18 protein-coding genes and 1 tRNA gene are annotated in these 15,660 nt (G+C 70.0%); 7 read left to right on the top strand and 12 right to left on the bottom strand.

The window, feature by feature from the left end:
- Positions 1–202: 202 nt before the first annotated feature.
- On the bottom strand, positions 203–1,060 hold the full coding sequence (locus tag BKA14_RS40380) for a tetratricopeptide repeat protein (protein ID WP_184955990.1): 858 nt from the start codon (positions 1,058–1,060) through the stop codon (positions 203–205).
- Positions 1,057–2,376, bottom strand: a complete 1,320-nt coding sequence (locus BKA14_RS40385) for a protein kinase domain-containing protein (protein ID WP_184955991.1) — start codon at positions 2,374–2,376, stop codon at positions 1,057–1,059. The genes BKA14_RS40380 and BKA14_RS40385 overlap by 4 nt, the downstream gene beginning before the upstream one ends.
- Before the next feature lie 143 nt (positions 2,377–2,519).
- On the opposite strand from BKA14_RS40385, the gene BKA14_RS40390 reads away from it, so the two are divergent.
- From BKA14_RS40390 to BKA14_RS40405, 4 genes are read left to right on the top strand one after another with little or no spacing between them, the layout of a single operon-like run.
- Positions 2,520–3,215, top strand: a complete 696-nt coding sequence (locus tag BKA14_RS40390) for a vWA domain-containing protein (RefSeq protein ID WP_184955992.1) — start codon at positions 2,520–2,522, stop codon at positions 3,213–3,215.
- Positions 3,216–3,219: 4 nt separating this feature from the next.
- Positions 3,220–4,122 (top strand): PP2C family serine/threonine-protein phosphatase, encoded by a 903-nt coding sequence (locus BKA14_RS40395; protein WP_184955993.1) that lies wholly within the window; start codon positions 3,220–3,222, stop codon positions 4,120–4,122.
- Positions 4,119–4,478: a TerY-C metal binding domain-containing protein gene (locus BKA14_RS40400; RefSeq protein WP_184955994.1), complete on the top strand. Its 360-nt coding sequence runs from the start codon at positions 4,119–4,121 to the stop codon at positions 4,476–4,478. The genes BKA14_RS40395 and BKA14_RS40400 overlap by 4 nt, the downstream gene beginning before the upstream one ends.
- 1 nt (position 4,479) lies before the next feature.
- On the top strand, positions 4,480–5,250 hold the full coding sequence (locus BKA14_RS40405) for a nucleotide exchange factor GrpE (protein ID WP_184955995.1): 771 nt from the start codon (positions 4,480–4,482) through the stop codon (positions 5,248–5,250).
- 10 nt (positions 5,251–5,260) lie between these two features.
- Here the strand turns inward: BKA14_RS40405 and BKA14_RS40410 are convergent, their stop codons facing one another.
- The 5 genes from BKA14_RS40410 to BKA14_RS40430 form a co-directional block, all read right to left on the bottom strand.
- Positions 5,261–6,481, bottom strand: a complete 1,221-nt coding sequence (locus BKA14_RS40410; RefSeq protein WP_184955996.1) for a protein kinase domain-containing protein — start codon at positions 6,479–6,481, stop codon at positions 5,261–5,263.
- Entirely contained in the window at positions 6,481–7,260 is a 780-nt protein-coding gene (locus BKA14_RS40415) for a PP2C family serine/threonine-protein phosphatase (protein WP_184955997.1), read from the bottom strand. The genes BKA14_RS40410 and BKA14_RS40415 overlap by 1 nt, the downstream gene beginning before the upstream one ends.
- Position 7,261: 1 nt before the next feature.
- Entirely contained in the window at positions 7,262–8,011 is a 750-nt protein-coding gene (locus BKA14_RS40420; protein WP_184955998.1) for a vWA domain-containing protein, read from the bottom strand.
- Between the two features lie 12 nt (positions 8,012–8,023).
- On the bottom strand, positions 8,024–8,884 hold the full coding sequence (locus tag BKA14_RS40425; RefSeq protein ID WP_184955999.1) for a hypothetical protein: 861 nt from the start codon (positions 8,882–8,884) through the stop codon (positions 8,024–8,026).
- Positions 8,885–8,971: 87 nt separating this feature from the next.
- On the bottom strand, positions 8,972–10,546 hold the full coding sequence (locus BKA14_RS40430) for a fibronectin type III domain-containing protein (protein ID WP_239092656.1): 1,575 nt from the start codon (positions 10,544–10,546) through the stop codon (positions 8,972–8,974).
- Positions 10,547–10,613: 67 nt separating this feature from the next.
- On the opposite strand from BKA14_RS40430, the gene BKA14_RS40435 reads away from it, so the two are divergent.
- Complete coding sequence (locus BKA14_RS40435; RefSeq protein WP_184956000.1) at positions 10,614–11,510, top strand: hypothetical protein; 897 nt, start codon at positions 10,614–10,616, stop codon at positions 11,508–11,510.
- A gap of 62 nt (positions 11,511–11,572) precedes the next feature.
- Here the strand turns inward: BKA14_RS40435 and BKA14_RS40440 are convergent, their stop codons facing one another.
- The 4 genes from BKA14_RS40440 to BKA14_RS40455 all read right to left on the bottom strand — a co-directional run bounded on the left by BKA14_RS40440 (position 11,573) and on the right by BKA14_RS40455 (position 13,832).
- On the bottom strand, positions 11,573–11,752 hold the full coding sequence (locus BKA14_RS40440; protein WP_184956001.1) for a DUF4236 domain-containing protein: 180 nt from the start codon (positions 11,750–11,752) through the stop codon (positions 11,573–11,575).
- A gap of 64 nt (positions 11,753–11,816) precedes the next feature.
- Positions 11,817–12,272, bottom strand: coding sequence for an RrF2 family transcriptional regulator (locus BKA14_RS40445; protein WP_184956002.1), 456 nt, complete (start codon positions 12,270–12,272; stop codon positions 11,817–11,819).
- A 65-nt stretch (positions 12,273–12,337) separates the two neighbouring features.
- Positions 12,338–13,192 (bottom strand): helix-turn-helix transcriptional regulator, encoded by an 855-nt coding sequence (locus tag BKA14_RS40450; protein WP_184956003.1) that lies wholly within the window; start codon positions 13,190–13,192, stop codon positions 12,338–12,340.
- Between the two features lie 208 nt (positions 13,193–13,400).
- Complete coding sequence (locus tag BKA14_RS40455) at positions 13,401–13,832, bottom strand: SsgA family sporulation/cell division regulator (RefSeq protein ID WP_020514863.1); 432 nt, start codon at positions 13,830–13,832, stop codon at positions 13,401–13,403.
- Positions 13,833–14,109: 277 nt separating this feature from the next.
- On the opposite strand from BKA14_RS40455, the gene BKA14_RS40460 reads away from it, so the two are divergent.
- Entirely contained in the window at positions 14,110–14,511 is a 402-nt protein-coding gene (locus BKA14_RS40460) for a TIGR02611 family protein (protein ID WP_184956004.1), read from the top strand.
- 51 nt (positions 14,512–14,562) lie between these two features.
- A tRNA-Val gene (locus BKA14_RS40465) sits at positions 14,563–14,637 on the top strand.
- Between the two features lie 474 nt (positions 14,638–15,111).
- On the opposite strand, the gene BKA14_RS40470 is transcribed toward BKA14_RS40465, so the two are convergent.
- Positions 15,112–15,657 carry a recombinase family protein gene (locus BKA14_RS40470; RefSeq protein WP_184957244.1) on the bottom strand — a complete coding sequence of 182 codons (546 nt, stop codon included), beginning with the start codon at positions 15,655–15,657 and terminating at the stop codon, positions 15,112–15,114.
- Positions 15,658–15,660: the final 3 nt, after the last annotated feature.

Raw genomic sequence — 15,660 nt, forward strand, 5'->3', positions numbered from 1 at the left:
GGCCATCGAGCAATTCGTCACCGGGCGGGAACCGTCCTCGGTGCGTATTCAGCCGGTGCGAGCTGAATGCGGGCGACGCGTGCGGTGACATCAGTGGCAATTCTGCCCGCCGTCCTACGGTCGGTGGGAAATGCGATGCTGCGCGATTTCGAAGATCGGCCTTAATGTCACGGTCGAGCGGATCGCGCTATTCGCATGCCCCTCAGAAGTGTCGCCACCATTCCTCGAAACTTTTTCTTTCCGGATCGAGGGCGCAGGCCATCGCCATGTCGAGCCGCGCCGATTCGGTGGATCCGGTCTGCGCATGCAGAACCGCCCGGGCGGCGAATGCACGGGCCGTCGGGGAAATGCCGATCGACCGGTCGAGATCGGCTCGGGCGCGTTGGGTCTGGCCCAGTTCACGGAAGGTGTCGCCCCGGCTCAGCAGGGCTTCCGCGTCGTTCGGGGTGAGCGCGAGCGACGCGTTCAGGTCGCGCATGGCGGCGCCGAAGTCACCTCGCCGGCGATGGGACTCGCCGCGGTGCCGCAGGGCCCAGCTCTCCGCCGCCAGCTGGACGCCCTGGTCGGCAACGCCGTGACCAGCTGATTCGCGCGGCTGGGGCGGCGCCGGGAACGCTCGGGACCCGGCCGGTACGGCGGCTTGGGCCCGCGCCGGAGCCGGCGGATCGGCCGCCGGGGCGGTCCGCGGGCGGGGCGGCGCCGGCATCTCCAAGGGCGGGGGAGCGACCGGCTCGGCCTCGATCGGCGCGTCGGCCAGGCCGGCCGCGGCCAGCGCCTCGGCCCACCGGGTGACGGTCCAGGTGGCGGCCTCGCTGGTCAGGGCCAGATCCTCCTGGAGGACGTGGATCCACTGCGCGGCCAGCATCCGCGGGGGCAGCAACCGGGACCGCAACGCCTCCACCAGGCCCAGACGCTGCGCCTGGACAAGCAGAAACGTCTCGCGCCGGGCGCCGGGCGCAAGATCGCGGAGCAACCCTTCCACCCGGCGCGGGTCACTGAGGGCGATCGGGTCCTGCGCGATCTGCCGCAACGCCTCCCGCGACCTCTGATCGTCGGTCACGACCCACGGATCTCCGCCTCGACGTCGCCGAACTGCACCTTCGCGCCGTCGTTCAGAGACACACTCTGACCTGGGTTGACCTGCTGGGTCTGGCCGTCGTCGCGGAAGGTCGTCCAGTGCGACCGGCTGAGGTTGCGCAGGCCCCAGACACCCGGCCGGCTGGGGTGCTCGACGACCTTGGCGAACGGGTCGGTGAAGTGGTACCCGCCCGAGTCGTCCAGGTGATGCGGGAAGAGCTCGGCGTCATGGTTGAGCATGACCAGGTTGCGGCCGACCCGGATCCGCGGCGGGACCTGCAGTTTGCCCCCGCAGTTCCAGCACGTGCCGGCGTCACCGCCGGTGGCTCGCACCCGGTGCAGGTCGTAGAAGTTCTGCTTTCCGCAGGCGGCGCAGTAGATGATCGTGTCGCGGAGCTGGTTCATGGCCCGCCTCCACTGACCCTCACGAACGCGCTGGTCAGGGTGGCTTGTGCCGCGTGCGAAGGCCTCGACGAAGAGGTCCTTGAGGAACTGCGGGTAGAGCTGCCAGAACACGAGCGCGTTGTCCTGGAGCCCGGGCACGGGCCGGTTGCTGTCGTCGTCGGGGTCCCAGATGAACAGCGGGTTGACGCCGTACAGCTGGTACTTCGCCACGTTGTCGAAGCAGTGGATGCTCGCCTCACGCGCGCCCTCGAGCGGGTGGTGGTTCATCAGCATGATGAAGAGCAGGACACCCAGCGAGTACAGGTCGGTCTGGACCGACGGGGGTGCCTCACCCCGCACCACCTCGGGGGCCATGTAGCTCATCGTGCCGCCGACCGCGGCCGGCATGTTGACCGGCCCGACGTTGTCGTTGTCGCAGATCAGCACGTCACCCGTGGACGGCATGAAGAAGACGTTGTTGTGCGAGATGTCGCGGTAGCACAGGCCCTTGGCGTGCAGGTGGTAGTAGCCGTCGGCCAGATGCACGCCGGCCGTGGCCAACGTCCTGAAGCTGGCGCCGATTCGCCGGTTGAGCAGGTCGGCGATGTTGCCGTAGCGGTCCTCGCGCAGCGCCATGACATAGCCGAACAGCTCGCTGCCGGGCTGCTCGACCAGGGCCTCGGGCCACAGGAAGCGCTGGTCCGGCGGGCCGGAGCGGATCGAGTTGGCCAGCGCGGATCGCTGGTCGGGCGTGGCCCACTCGGGGTAGTACCACTTGATGGCGACCGGCCTGTTCTCGATCCGCGATTGATAGACCTCCCCCTGGCCGCCCGCGCCGAGCAGTTTCTCAATAACGCACCAGGTGTTCTGGCCCACGAGTCGCACCTTGTCACCCGGAGCGAGAATTCCGTCCATATTTGCGCACTCTCCGATCGGGTCGGCTGAGATCTCACTCGCCAGAATGAAAAGTACGCCGAATGATGATCAACAAAAAGAGTCGGCGGCCATCAAATCCTCGCCCTTGCTAAATCCGTCCGGGCGGTTCCATACTTCGTGCCATGACCGACGACCTTCCGGGTCAACATATTGCCCGTCGACCCCTGCATTTCATCTGGATTATCGACGTCTCCTCCTCGATGGAAGGGGACAAAATCGGCCAGCTCAACTTCGCCATCCGTGAATCCATCCCGGCGATGCAGGACGTAGCCAAGGACAACGTGGGCGCCGAAATGCTCCTGCGGGCCGTGACGTTCTCCAGCGGGGCGCAGTGGCACGTCGCCCAGGCGACCCCGGTCGACCAGTTCTCGTGGACCGATGTCACCGCGGCCGGCGTCACCGACCTGGGCCATGCTCTGCGCCTCGTCACTGAGCAGCTCAAGATACCGCCGATGAGCTCGCGCGCGCTCCAGCCGGTGCTCGTCCTGATCAGCGACGGCTACCCCACCGACGACTACCAAGGCCCGCTCAAGCAGCTGCTCGACGAACCCTGGGGCAAGAAGGCCGTGCGCCTGGCCATCGCCGTCGGGGACGACGCCGACCTCGACGTGCTCCAGCGGTTCATCGGTCATCCGGAGATCAAGCCGATGGTTGCCAAGAACTCGGCCACCCTGGTCAAGTTCATCCGCTGGGCGTCCACGGCGGTGGTCAAGAGCGTGTCGCAGCCCGTGAGCCGGCCGACCGGCCGCCAGGACGACCAGCCCCAGGTCCCCGTGCCCGCGCCGCCGCCTCCGCATGGCGACCCCGATGTCTGGTGAGCCGATGCCGGACCAGGCCGGGTCGGCCTGGCGGGTCGTTGCGCGCAAGGCCATAGGCGCCTCGCACGTGCGGGCCCAGCGGGAGAATCAGGACAGCATCGGGTTCCTGCCGCCCGGCGGCGCCGGGGCCGGCGTGGCGGTGACGGTGGCGGACGGGCACGGCAGCGCGGTCAGCTTCCGCAGTGCCGCCGGCTCCCGCCTGGCCGTCCAGGCCTCGCACGACCTGGCCCAGGAACTGCTGAACTTCGCGCCCACGGGTGCCGACCGGTCGGTCGCCAAGCGGCAGATCGAGGAGCGCGCGGGTGAACAACTGGTCCGGCGCTGGCGCGAGCTGGTCGAGGAGGAGCTGGTCAAAGACCCCTTCGAGAAGTGCGTGTTGTTCGGTGAGCTCGACCCGGAGAATCGGCGGCGGGTCGCCGCCGATCCCTACCTCGCGTACGGCTCCACCGTGGTCACCGCTGTGGTCACCGACGCCTTCATGGCGTTCTGGCAGATCGGCGACGGTGACCTCGTCGTGGTGGGCGCCGACGGCGGTGTGTTCCGGCCGCTGCCGGCCGACCCCAACCTGTTCGCGAACGCCACGACGTCGTTGTGCAGCACCGATGCGGCCCGCTACTTCCGGTCGGCCTGGTGGTCGGGCAAGACAGCCCCCCTGGTGCTGGCCTCGACGGACGGACTGTCCAACTCGTACGAGAGCGACGAGGGCTTCCTCGCCTTCGGCCGCGACATCCTCCGGCAGATCGTGACGCACGGGCTGGACACGGTCGAGGGCCGCCTGGAGGAGTGGCTCTCCGAGATCTCGGAACGCGGCAGCGGCGACGACATGTCGCTGGGCCTGATCTGCCGTCCGGCTTCCCTGCCCGAAGCGGTCGGCGCCGTGCTGGACAACCCCGGAGGCGAACGATGAGCAGGCCCAACGTGGTGGCGATGATCAGCCGATGCTCGACCGCCCGGCAGCCGTTCGGGATCAGGCTCGAAGAGACGGGCCGGCGCAACTGGATGGTGACCTGGGCCTTCCCCGTCAAGGAGAGCACCGCGGGCAAAGAGGGGTACGACCGCTCGTCGATCGACGGCAGCTTCTCCACGACCGACGATTATCCGGGCTGCACGTCCTGCGGGGCGACCTCTCTGGTGCTGTGCAACAACTGCAGCAAGCTCGGCTGCTGGCGGGGCGACCAGCGCGTCTACACCTGCCCCTGGTGCGGGTCGTCGGGCGTCGTCGAAGGCGAGATCACCAGTCTGCAGGCCGGACGGGACGTGTGACATGCGCGTCGCCGCCGGTGTTCTGGCCGGGCTGGCCGGCCTGCTGCTCGGCCTGCTGATCGGTTTGCTCGTTGCGCGCTCCCGAGTGCGGCGCTCAGAGCGGGAGGCGGTCGAGCGGGCCGCGGCCGCGCAAAGACTGGCCGGGCAGCGCGAGTCGGGTGAGCGCGCGGCCCTGGCGGCCGGGCACACCGCCTTGCGGGAGGAACGTGCGGCCCTGGCCGGCGACTACGACGCGCTGAACAAGGGCCGCGCCGACCTGGCCGCCGAGCGCGCGGGCCTGCGGGAATCCCGTGATGCGCTGGACCGGGAAAAGGCGGGCTTGCGGGACGCCCACGAGGCGCTGGACCGGGAGAGGGCGGCCCTGCGGGACTCCCGGGATGCGCTGGACCGCGAAAACGCGGCCCTGCAGGACGCCCGCGACGCGCTGGCCCAGGAGCGGGCCGCCCTGCTGAGCAAGCAGGACGCGCTGGCCGGGGATCTGCTGGACCTGGCCTACGCGGCCGGCCTGCCCGAGGTGCGGCGGCGCGCGACCGGTCTTGTGCTGCGCCACGGCGGCCGCCTGATCCGCCCGCAGGAGGAGACCCCGTTCGACGAGCGACTGCACCAGGCCGACGAGATCATCCGTACCGCCGATGCGCTGCGGCACGGCACCACCGCGGCCGTGATCCGGCCCGGCCTGTGCGGCCGGAACGGGACGGTCCTGCGCCGGGCGGTCGTGTATCGCTACGCCTGGAACGACCGCCCGCCGGCCGAACCGCTCACTCGGCCCTGACCGAAGCTGCTCACCCGGACGCGATGGCGACCACCAGCAGAAGGAGGAGAACGACGGCCAGGACGGCCGCGACCGTCTTGCCGTTCGTTCCCCTCGCCGGTGTCACCGACTGCGGTTGCGCCCACGACGGCTGCGGCGGCGCCGGTTGCGCGGGCTGAGCCGGCTGGTTTGGTTGCGCCGGCTGCGAGCCGGGCCTCGGCGGCGGCACGGACTGCCCGGGCGGCGCGGCATTCTGCGTCACCCGCAGCGCCTCGGCCCGAGCGCACCAAGGACACGCCGCCAGCGCCGCCGGATACGCGTGGGTGGCGTCCTGGCGGCACCCCATCAGCTCGAAACCGGCCCGGCCGAGCGCACTTGCCCATTCGGCGGCGGTCGGCCGCTGCGCGGCATCGGTCGCGCCTTCAGCGAAACACCGGAAGGCCAGTTTCCGCACGTCCTCCGGCAGCAGTTCGGCCGGCAGTGTGCCGGGACGGGGCACCAGGCTGCCGGGCGCGGTGATGCGGTTGCGCCCATGGCGGATGTTGTCCTCGACCCCGTTGCTTTCGGCGGATCCGGCCGGGATACCCACGTACGGGTGGTCACCGTCCATCAGCACCTGACAGATGAGGATGCCCAGCCCGAACCGGTCGTGCCGGGTGGAGAGCGGCACCGCCGGCTTCGGGAACGCCTCCGGCGGCAGGTACTCCGGCGTGAAGTGCTCGGCCGGCAGCCGGCGCCCGGTGACCGTGTCGGTGAACTGCACCGTGTCGCAGTCGATCAGCGTGACGCGGCCCCGGCGGTCGATCATGATGTTGCGCGGGCTGAGGTCGCCGAGCACGAGCCCGGACTCGTGGGCCAGGCTGATGACGCGGGCGAGCCGCCCGGCCACCGCGATGCTGGTGCGCCAGCCCGGCTCGTCGAGGACGTCACCACGCTGACCCGACAGCAGATCGGCCAGCACGACGCCCGGGATGTAGGGCATGAGCACCCCGCGTACGACGCCCTTCTCGTCCTGGAGGGTCGACTGCGGCCACGCCAGATGCAGGTGGTCGGGCCCGTCGCCGGCCCAGTTGCGCTGAGGCGCCTGCACCAGGGAGTTCAACCGGCGAGCGAGCTCCTCCGAGTGTTCGAGATAGATCTTCGCGCAGAACAGGTCGGTGCCCTCGACCGCGAAGACGAAGCCCTGCCGGCCCTCACCGAGCAGGGCACCGAGCTGGATGGGTGTGCCGGAAGGCAGGTAGAAGTTCCTCATCACCGCACCACCATCGCGACGGTCTTGTCGTCACCCGAGGTCGCCGCGAAATCGTTCGAGGACAGCGCGCGGTTGAGGCCGTCGGCGCCGTGGGCCGGATCGCGGACGTAGTCGAAGTAGGCGATCGTCTCGGGCGGCGCGACGGGGCACGCCCGGCCGCCGCGGTCCTGCGCGTAGTTGAGCAGGCCCTCGATCAGGCCGTCGGTGCACAGGGCCAGGCCCCGCAGGCGGGGGTCGTGCAGCAACTCGAGCCGCTGCTCCCGCACTCGTTCGGGCGAGGTGAGGAAGACGGTCCCGCCCATGAACTCGCGGTCGAGCGGCGGCGGCACCAGCAGGTGTATCCCGCCGGGGTCGCGCTCGGCGAGCAGGAAGCCGTCGCCGATCGAGAAGCAGACGAACCAGGGCGGCGCCACGATCACCGACAGCAGCGTCGTGGCGAACTCCGCCGGGCTCGACGAGGCGCGCAGGGAGTCGTCGAAACGGCGAAGGGTGCCGCGTGCGTACCGCTCGGCGAAGCTCTGCCACTCGGCCCCGGCGTACGGGCGGTCGCCGGTCAGCATCGTCTCCGCCGTGTCGAGCGCGGCGGCCACGGCCAGTTGACTTCCCTCGTCGGCGCGGGCCGCGGAACCGGCGCCGTCGGCCACGGCGATCGCCAGCAACCCCGGCCCGAACTCCCGATGCCCGTGCGCGTCCTGATTGGGCAGCCCGTTGCGGACGTGATGGGGACCGGTGACGGACGCCTCGACTATCCGCCACGACGTCCGGTCTTCGACGGTCATGTCAGCCGTTCTTCTCGAGCCAGATCCGCATCTCCTCGGTCCGGGCGAAGCGGTCACGCGTGTCGGCGTAGACCTCGTCCGAGCTCTGGTTGCGGGTGACGTTCTTGGCCGCGTTGAGGCTGACCGAGACCAGCCGCATCACGCGCATGAAATCGAGCTCGTCCAGGTGGTAGAAGGAGTTCGGGGCCAGGCCGGACAACACCTCCCGTTCCGCGCCGGGCACCCCGATCGCGTAGAAGAGCAGGTGACGACCTGCCTCCTGCTGGCGCAACAGGGGGGCGAGGTCGCGCCAGCGGTCACTGCGGGCGCCCTGGTCGTCGGTCGGCACGCCGTCGGTGACCAGCCAGATCATCGGGCGGTGGGCGAGCGGGATGCCCTGCGCGGCCAGCTGGTCCTTGCGTACGCCGGTGATCTCCAGGGCGTACTGGACGGCCTCGACCATCGGCGTCGCGCCGCCCGCCTCGAGCCGGGGCGGGTCGAACTCGCGAACCGGCCGGAAGGGCGCGGCGACGTGTCCCTTCTGCCGTCCGGCCGGGTCGACCGCGATCACGTAGTCGTGGCCGAAGGAGATGAGCGCGATCTCGCCCACCGCTGTGAGGTAGCCGTCGCCCAGCAGTTCGCGGCGCCAGTTCCGCAGGGCGGCGTTGAGCTGGTCGATCGCTCCGTTCGACCGCATCGAGAGCGACGTGTCGACGACGAGGGTGATCAGCAGGCGGCTCTTGGCCTGCTGAATCGGCAGGGCGTCGGTCATCGGGCCTCCTCTTCAGTGTGCAGCTGGGTGGGACGCGACCGCGGTCACGTGCAGTTCTCCGGTGTCCGGGTCGGTGCCGACGACCTGCAGGCGGTCGCCCGGCACCGGCACAACGGTGTGCGCGACCATCTCGGCCCAGACGACGAGGACGCCGCCGAAGCACACATAGCCACCGTCCGGTCCGAAGTGACTGCGGCAGACACCGATGTCTCCCGCCGCGGGCTGCAGGCGAAACTCGCGAGTGGCGGCGGGAACCTTCGACGCCGGTCGGGGCCGTGGCGGTGGCTCGGCCCTCGGCAGCCGAGTCCGCTGCGGCTCGGTCCGCGAGGGACGGGCCCGGGCCGCCTCGGCCCGGGCCTCGGGCGCCACCACCAGACAGGCGACGCCCAGGGCCAGAACGAAGGCGACGAGGAGAGCGGACAGGAGCCCGGCGCCCGTACGGGTCGTGCGGCTGGCGGCATAGACCCCGAGCCCTCGGTCGGCCGGCGCGGCCCCGTCCCCGTAGGCGAGCGTGACCGCGGCCGTCGCGCTGCCGGCCCGGGACAACCCGATCGTCGGGAAGTCGTTGATGGCCGGGCAGTAGCGCGGCAGCGGCAACTTCGAGCACGACCGCGACGGCACACCGCCCGGTGTGAGCAGAATGAGGACGTCGCTGTGCCGGCGTTCCTCGCGCAGCAGCGACGCCAGGGCGGCATCGCGGGCCGCCGGCGGATCGCGGAGGTCGACCACCGTGATGCGCACCGACGCACTGCTCTGCAGGGCCCGCGAGATCAGCACCGGCATGACGGCGAGCAGCAGAACGACGCCGAGTGTCAGCGCCAGGCGCCGTCGGCGCGACCCGAGAATCGGAAAGGCCGCGAAGGCACCAGCCATGTCCACCACCGCCCGACAGTCGACGTGCCGCAACGCGGCATCGCCCTTATCTGACGGACAGGATCCACGCCGGAACCGGCGCCGGGCTCAACGCTTGGTGCAGACCGGGGCCGAACGGTCGATGTTGTTCGTGCCGTACGCGACGGCGATCGTGAAGCAGTAGTTCGTGGTCTCGTTGAGGCCGTAGACCACGTAGTCGGAGCTGCCCGCGGGCAGCTGCTGGAACGGCTTCTGCGGCTGCCCGGCCCGGCCGCCCGAGACGAGGATCGGGCCCTCGGAATTGCGGGGGTACGTCCACTGCAGCAGGACGTTGTCGCGGTTGTCGCGGAGCTTGACGCCGGTGGGGGCGCCCGGGTCGGCCGTCGGCGGGCGGGAGGTGGCCGCGGCCGACGGGGGCGGGGGCGCCGCGGAGGAGGCGGCGGGTGGTGTGGTGGCCGTGGCGGCCGGACCCTCGGCGCCGTCGGCGTCGGGGAGGGTCAGGGCGACCACGGCGACCGCGGCGGCCACCCCGGCGACCAGCACGGCGGCGAGCACGAAGGGCTGGCGGCGGCGCGGCGGCGGCGCGGCCTCGGTCCGGACGGGCAGGCGCTCGGTGTTGGGCGGCAACGTGTACGTCGAGGCGGGCGCCGAGCCGACCGGCTGGGGACGGCCGTCGGGGCCGTAGTCGGGCGCGCGCCGGCCGGGCATCGGCGGGGGAGTGTCGGCGCGGGCGTGCCGGCCCTGCAGGTCGCCGGGCTCCTGATGCACGTCGGCCAGGTAGAGCGGCTGCTGGTAGACCGTGCCGTTGGGATCGGTCGGGCGGTTGTCGGGCGGCGGCTGCCCGGGGTCGTCGGGCGGGAACTCCTCGGGGTCGGGCACGGTGGGCCGTCTCGGGAAAGGCACCGTCCGTACGCCGGGGGCGCCGACAGTGGTCACACCGGGGCCGTCGGACTGCTCGACCCGCCCGCAGACGTGCCTGCCCGACGCGGAGCCTTCGACGAGCGCGGCCACCTGCCGTACGAGGGGATGGTCGAAAGGCAGGTAACGGGCGCACAGCTCCTGCGCCTGGGCCAGATGCTCACGGGCCTGGTCGTCACGGCCGCATTCACGTTCCATCGCGCCCAGGCGGGCCAGCATCTTGATGCCGGCCGGGGACGCGTCCCCGTAGCGCCGGCTGTGCCGCTGCCACGCCGCCAGCAGCCGGGACCGGGCGGCCGTGCAGTGGCCCGCCGCGTGCTCGGCTGTGGCCAGGTCGGCCTCGGCCGCCAGCACGCGCGGGGAGTCGGCGCCTTCGAGCTCGGTGAGGTCGCCCACGAGCTGGCGGTAGACCTGGGCGGCACGACCGAAGTGACCGACCCGCTGCAGCACCGCCGCGTGGGTGGCGGCGGCAGCGATCGTGCGGTGGTGCTGGGGGCCGTGCAGGCGGTCCTCGGCGGCGTGGGCGTAACCGGCCCAGAGCCGGGCGCCGTGGGCGTCGCCCAGCGCGATCAGGATGCGGGCGTGCAGGGCCGCGGCCAGCGCGAGATCGGCGTCGGCCCGCCGCGGGTCGGTGGCGGCAGCCGGGTCGAGAGCGTTGTCCAGCACCCGCCGGGCCCCCGCGAGGTCGCCGGCCGACGACAACGTCTGGGCGCGCGCGGTGAGTTCGGCGAGCGGTGGAGGGGCCACGTGTCCCATAGTGCTCATGTGACCACTGTAGGTACAAGTGCAAGGTTGCGATCGATTCGTTGGGCGGGCACTGTAGAACGTGCATATGTCCTCTGAAGCAATCGCCCAGATCAAGCGGGAACTCCTGGTCCGCCACCTCGAGGCCTGGGCCCCGGCCGCCCTGCACCGGGCCCGGCGTGTGATTTACGTCCACGGCTACGCCGACGCGACGGCCGATGCGGCGATGCGGGTGCTGGCCGAGCAGTCCGACCTCGTACGGGGTCGCGAACTCACGATGCTCGCCATCGGGGACGACCTGGGGGAGATCGGCCCGCGGCTGTCGGCCATCGCCGGGCAGTCGGGCGCCGGGGCCGGGCTGGCCGTGCACACGATTCCCGGCGCGACGGAGAAAATGCTGCCGGTGGGCCTCAAAGCCGTCGGGGCTCAACGGGTACCGCTGCTGGGTTTCCTCGACGCGGCGAACGCGCACGAACCGCCGGCGCCCGCCACGGTGGCCGCCCTGGCCGCGGGCAAGCCGGCCGAGGTGCTGCTGATCCTGCCGCCGGGGTCAGGAGCCGATTCCTACCGTACGGGTTGGCCCCTGTTCACCCAGGTCGAGCTGGCCGACTCGGACGAGCCCGGTGAGCTGCTGGTCTTCGGGGCCACGGGCGGCAAGAGCCTGGAGAGCTTCAAGGAGGCCCTGTGGGCGGTCGACGAGTTCGCCGGTGTCCGCTACCGCGACCCGGGCGACCCCGACCGGCACCTGATCGACATCTCGCTGACGCCGCACCCCGGGCCGCTGCGCCGCGAGCTGCTGGCCTATTTGGAACGTACGGGATCTCGCACGGTGACCGAGTTGCGGACCTTTGCCCTGACCGAGACGGTGTATCGGGCCGCCGACGCCACTCGGGTGCTGCATACGCTGGTCGATGCGGGGACGGTCGCCCGCGAGCCGTCACACGGACGGCTCGGCGGGGACGTCGTCATCTCTGTCCAGGCCTAGGAGCGGCTTTTGTGCTGCTTCCCAAGTCGCTTGAAAGCGGCTTCTGTGCTGCTTTCCCTCGCTTAGGAGCGGCTCTTGTCCTGCTTCCAGGAGAACGGGCCGGGCAGGTCGTAGCGGTGCGCCCGGCTGCGCGAGTTCCAGGACCAGCGGCCGATCTTGAGACTCCACGAGGAGTAGCCGTTCTCGGTGAAGTTCAGGATCAACGGGCCGATCTTCTTACGCTTACGAAAAACGAGGCCCATCGGTACGTCCCTCCCAGGTTCGTCGGATGGGCGTTCGATTCCCGATCTCGTAAATCGGCAAACGTCAGCGTGGTTGCCACGCGTCCGGGCGGGTAGTCAGCTTGCGGACGTGCGCCGGCATGCGGCCGCTGATCAGCTCGGCCAGGTTGACTTCGTCGACCACTTCGCGCACCGCGGCCCGCACGGCGACCCACAAGTTGGGCAGGTTCTCCGCCGCACCCGTGTATCGCGTCTCCTCCGGACGGAGGCCGCGCACCCCGGCCAGCGGCCCGTCGACCGCCCGCAGGATCTGGCCGATCGTCACATCACGCGGAGACTGTGACAATGTGTAGCCACCTTCGGCCCCTCGCTGCGCTCGCACGACGCCGGCGCGGCGCAGGTCGGCCAGCACCGCCTCGAGGAACTTGCGCGGCATTTCCTGGTCCTGGGCGATGGCTTGGGCGGACATCAATGCCGGGTAAGCCCTAGCCAAGCTCAGGGCCGCCCGGACCGCGTAGTCGCCGCGCGCGGAGATCTGCACGCATCCATCATGCCCCTTCCGCGCCACAGACTCGCACATACCCCACGGTTTTATGGGAATTACGCTCAGTCAGATGATCGTCGCTGTGCGGGAATGATGCCGCGGGGCTCGCCCGAGGCCTCGGCGCGGAACTGCCCCGGGCTCATCCCGACCTCGCGATGGAAGAAGCGGCCGAAGTTCGTCGGCTCGGGAAAACCCAGGTGACGGCCCACCTCGGCGACCGACAGGGGCGTGCAGGCGAGCAGCCGCCGGGCCTCCAGCGACACCCGGTCGTCGACCACCTGCTTGGCCGTGCGGCCCGTGACGGACAGGCAAGCCCGGGTGAGCGTACGGACGGAGCAGCCGAGCTCCTCCGCATAGTCCTCGACGCGGCGGCTGTGCGAGTGGCCGGCCTCGAGCAGACCCCGGAACCGCGTGTACGTGCGGCTCTCGGGCCCGGCCGGGCTTCCGGAACTGAGCAGGGCGAGGCGCAAAAGCAACACGCGCAGCTGGTGCCGGAGCAGATCGGCGGCGACCGAACTCGGCGCGTGCCGCTCGCTGTCCACCGCGAGCTGGGTGAACTCGCTGATCACCGCGTCCTCGTCCTCGCCGCGCAGCTGCCAGCGGTTCTGCAGCGGCACCTCGTCGCCCTGCTCCGCGAACCGAGGCTCGAACGTCACCACGGAGGCGATCAGGCCGTTGCGCCCGACCCGCAGGGCCTGGCCGGGGCGGATCCAGAGCAGGGTGCCGGGCCGGCACGCGTGCCCGAAGAAGTCGACCTCGACCGTGCCGTGCCCGGCCGTGGCCAGCACCAGCACGTGATAGGGAAGGCGGACCGGCGGCTGGGCCGAGGTGGCGTCCAGGGCGCAGGTGCCGACGCCCGCCCAGCCGGGCGGGCGGAACGTGGTCGCGGTCTCTTGCCGCGTGACTGCACTGGACATCGCGCCACGACGGTAACCGGCGTTGACCAGCGATGCACGAGGCAAAACGCTGCCACGGCCCCGCTGTCGTCTTTCCGCCTGATCTCCGCGCGATCGAACCGCATTTCTGCGACGAATGTCCGGTTATTTGTATTCGGGGCGGTTTATGCAAAAGGCGACCCCCGCGGACCGGCAGTGTCCGCTTGGGTCGCCTGTCGCTTTTCGTACGCTATCGGCCGGCCAGCAACCGATTCACTGCCGCGTCGACGTCCAGGTGTTCGGATTCCCGGCCGCGCGGCACCACCACATAGGTGCGCCGGAGGAATCGGACAAGGACGCTTCGCGGCACCTCGAACAGGGCATTGCCATCAGGTGAGGACAACGCCAGGGCCACGAAGTCGCCCCGCGGCGTGGCCCACGGCCACACCCGGACGTCCCCGATGCCCGCAGGCTCATCGAGCCCGGTCACGAGCAGTTCCCGCGCAAAGGACCAGCTCACGGCTTCCCCACCGGCTGATTCTGCGTGGAACAACACGTGGACCGCATAAGGGTCGGCTGGGTCGTAACGCAGACTGGCGCGCACGGGCAGAGCCGTGGCGTCAGGCGCTACGAGCCGCAGCGAGGTCTCGACCTCGACGGTCGTTGGACGAATGGTACTCATGGACGAACTCCCCCCGGCACCGCTGCGAGGCTGGTGAACCCCGCGTTTCCCATACTCAGGTGATCCCTGTCGTTACGCTCCGCCATACGCTGATCTCACCCAGTAGTGGGAAGACGGTTCCGAAAACCCTTTCGCACAAGACTAAAAGCGATATCTTGTACTGTTCTGCCCCAAGTACTCGGTTCCGCCCGGCGTCGGGTGGTCCAGCAGTTGACTTACTCCGGTAACGTCCATTTCTCCCGGGTGGTGACGGGGCTCCGGAACACTGGGGGATGAAATGACTACGAAACCCGACCACGAGCGGGCCCCGGCGGGTGTGCTGGAGAAGATCCGAGCCAACCCCACAGGCCGGCTCGCCCTGAAAATCTCCGTCGCAGTCCTCGGCGCCATCGTTGTCGCCGTGGGCATCGTGGCGATCCCGCTGCCCGGCCCCGGCTGGGCCATCGTCATCGCCGGCCTCGCCATCTGGGCCATCGAGTTCGCGTGGGCCAAACACCTGCTCGAGTTCACCAAGAAGCACGTCCTCGCCTGGACGCACTGGATCGGCCGCCAGTCGTGGCCCGTGAAAGGGCTCGTCGGCCTGGCCACGTTCCTGTTCGTCAGCGCCGTCGTCTACATCTCGTTCCGCCTCAGCTTCGGCATCGACCTGATCGAAGTAGGACGCGACTGGCTGACCTGACCCCCTGTTGGCCTGCCCGGGTCGACATCTAGTACAGTCATGACGCGTTGAGGGCGATTAGCTCAGCGGGAGAGCGCTCCGTTCACACCGGAGAGGTCACTGGTTCGATCCCAGTATCGCCCACCACGGATGGCAGTGCGCGAACCATCTGGTTCGGGTCACGGTCGGTAAGGGTCAGTCCCTCAGGGGCTGGCCCTTCGTCGTTTCCGGCCAGCGGCAGCTTGAAGACGGCGTCGTCCGCGATGATCGTGACTTCCTGGATCAGGGCCTCGAAGAGGCTCTTGCGGAGCATGTGGTTGTCACTCGTGAGGGTTTGCTGGATCTCGGCGAGGTCGGCCGGGCCGAGTGGCCGGGGTGCTGGGGAGAGTTCGAGTTCGGCTTTGCGGGCGCGTAGTGCTTTGGCCCGGCTCTCGAGCGTGTTCAGCCGGGCACGGATTTCGGGGGCATCGTCGTTGAGGGTGCCGCGCTCGAACGCAGTGAGGTAGCGGTCGACGGCGGTGGTGTTGTCGCGGAGCTCATTCTTGACGCTGGCGAGTCGTTCGTGCTTGGTGCCGGTCGAGGCGGCGTGGGTCTGCTGGAAGCGGGTGATCGCGTCGGTGATCAGCTGGTGGCCGGTGGTGAAGAAGTCGAGCAGGGCGTCGCCGATCGCGGCTTCCAGCTCGTCGGCGTTGAAGCGGTGGATGTCGCAGCCGGCTTTGTTGCCGTACCAGCAGGTGTAGTACCGATACGTTTGTAGCGGCCTTTGGCTGCGGTGCCGATGTAGCCGCGCCCGCATTGCGGGCAGCGGATGAGGCCGGTGAGGGTGTAGGCGGAGGGGTTGGCGGCGCGCTGGCCGATCTGGGTGGAGCGCTTGGCGAGGATGTTCTGGGCGCGGTCGAACTGGTCGAGGGCGATGATCGGTTCGTGGGCGTCGGGGACGACGATGTCGCGGAAGTTCTTCTCGCCGAGGTAGATCCGGTTCGTGATGGTCATTTCGACGGTGTGCTGCGACCACGGTTTGCCGAGCCGGGTACGCAGTCCCTGGTCGTTGAGGCGACCGGCGATCGTCTTGGTGCCGAGCCGGTCGATGGCGTAGAGGTCGAAGATGGTGCGGACAGTGGCTGCCTCGGCTGGGTTAGAAACGAGTTTGTCGAGCTTGCGGTCGATGCT

The organism is Paractinoplanes abujensis (assembly GCF_014204895.1).
Taxonomy (GTDB): Bacteria; Actinomycetota; Actinomycetes; order Mycobacteriales; family Micromonosporaceae; genus Actinoplanes; species Actinoplanes abujensis.

Coding starts and splice junctions, on each gene's coding strand:
- BKA14_RS40430 (WP_239092656.1), bottom strand. CDS start 10,546: ATGAGCACTATGGGACACGTGGCCCCTCCACCGCTCGCCGAACTCACC.
- BKA14_RS40450 (WP_184956003.1), bottom strand. CDS start 13,192: ATGTCCAGTGCAGTCACGCGGCAAGAGACCGCGACCACGTTCCGCCCG.
- BKA14_RS40455 (WP_020514863.1), bottom strand. CDS start 13,832: ATGAGTACCATTCGTCCAACGACCGTCGAGGTCGAGACCTCGCTGCGG.
- BKA14_RS40410 (WP_184955996.1), bottom strand. CDS start 6,481: ATGAGGAACTTCTACCTGCCTTCCGGCACACCCATCCAGCTCGGTGCC.
- BKA14_RS40460 (WP_184956004.1), top strand. CDS start 14,110: ATGACTACGAAACCCGACCACGAGCGGGCCCCGGCGGGTGTGCTGGAG.
- BKA14_RS40420 (WP_184955998.1), bottom strand. CDS start 8,011: ATGACCGACGCCCTGCCGATTCAGCAGGCCAAGAGCCGCCTGCTGATC.
- BKA14_RS40435 (WP_184956000.1), top strand. CDS start 10,614: ATGTCCTCTGAAGCAATCGCCCAGATCAAGCGGGAACTCCTGGTCCGC.
- BKA14_RS40415 (WP_184955997.1), bottom strand. CDS start 7,260: ATGACCGTCGAAGACCGGACGTCGTGGCGGATAGTCGAGGCGTCCGTC.
- BKA14_RS40385 (WP_184955991.1), bottom strand. CDS start 2,376: ATGGACGGAATTCTCGCTCCGGGTGACAAGGTGCGACTCGTGGGCCAG.
- BKA14_RS40390 (WP_184955992.1), top strand. CDS start 2,520: ATGACCGACGACCTTCCGGGTCAACATATTGCCCGTCGACCCCTGCAT.
- BKA14_RS40425 (WP_184955999.1), bottom strand. CDS start 8,884: ATGGCTGGTGCCTTCGCGGCCTTTCCGATTCTCGGGTCGCGCCGACGG.
- BKA14_RS40395 (WP_184955993.1), top strand. CDS start 3,220: ATGCCGGACCAGGCCGGGTCGGCCTGGCGGGTCGTTGCGCGCAAGGCC.
- BKA14_RS40400 (WP_184955994.1), top strand. CDS start 4,119: ATGAGCAGGCCCAACGTGGTGGCGATGATCAGCCGATGCTCGACCGCC.
- BKA14_RS40405 (WP_184955995.1), top strand. CDS start 4,480: ATGCGCGTCGCCGCCGGTGTTCTGGCCGGGCTGGCCGGCCTGCTGCTC.
- BKA14_RS40440 (WP_184956001.1), bottom strand. CDS start 11,752: ATGGGCCTCGTTTTTCGTAAGCGTAAGAAGATCGGCCCGTTGATCCTG.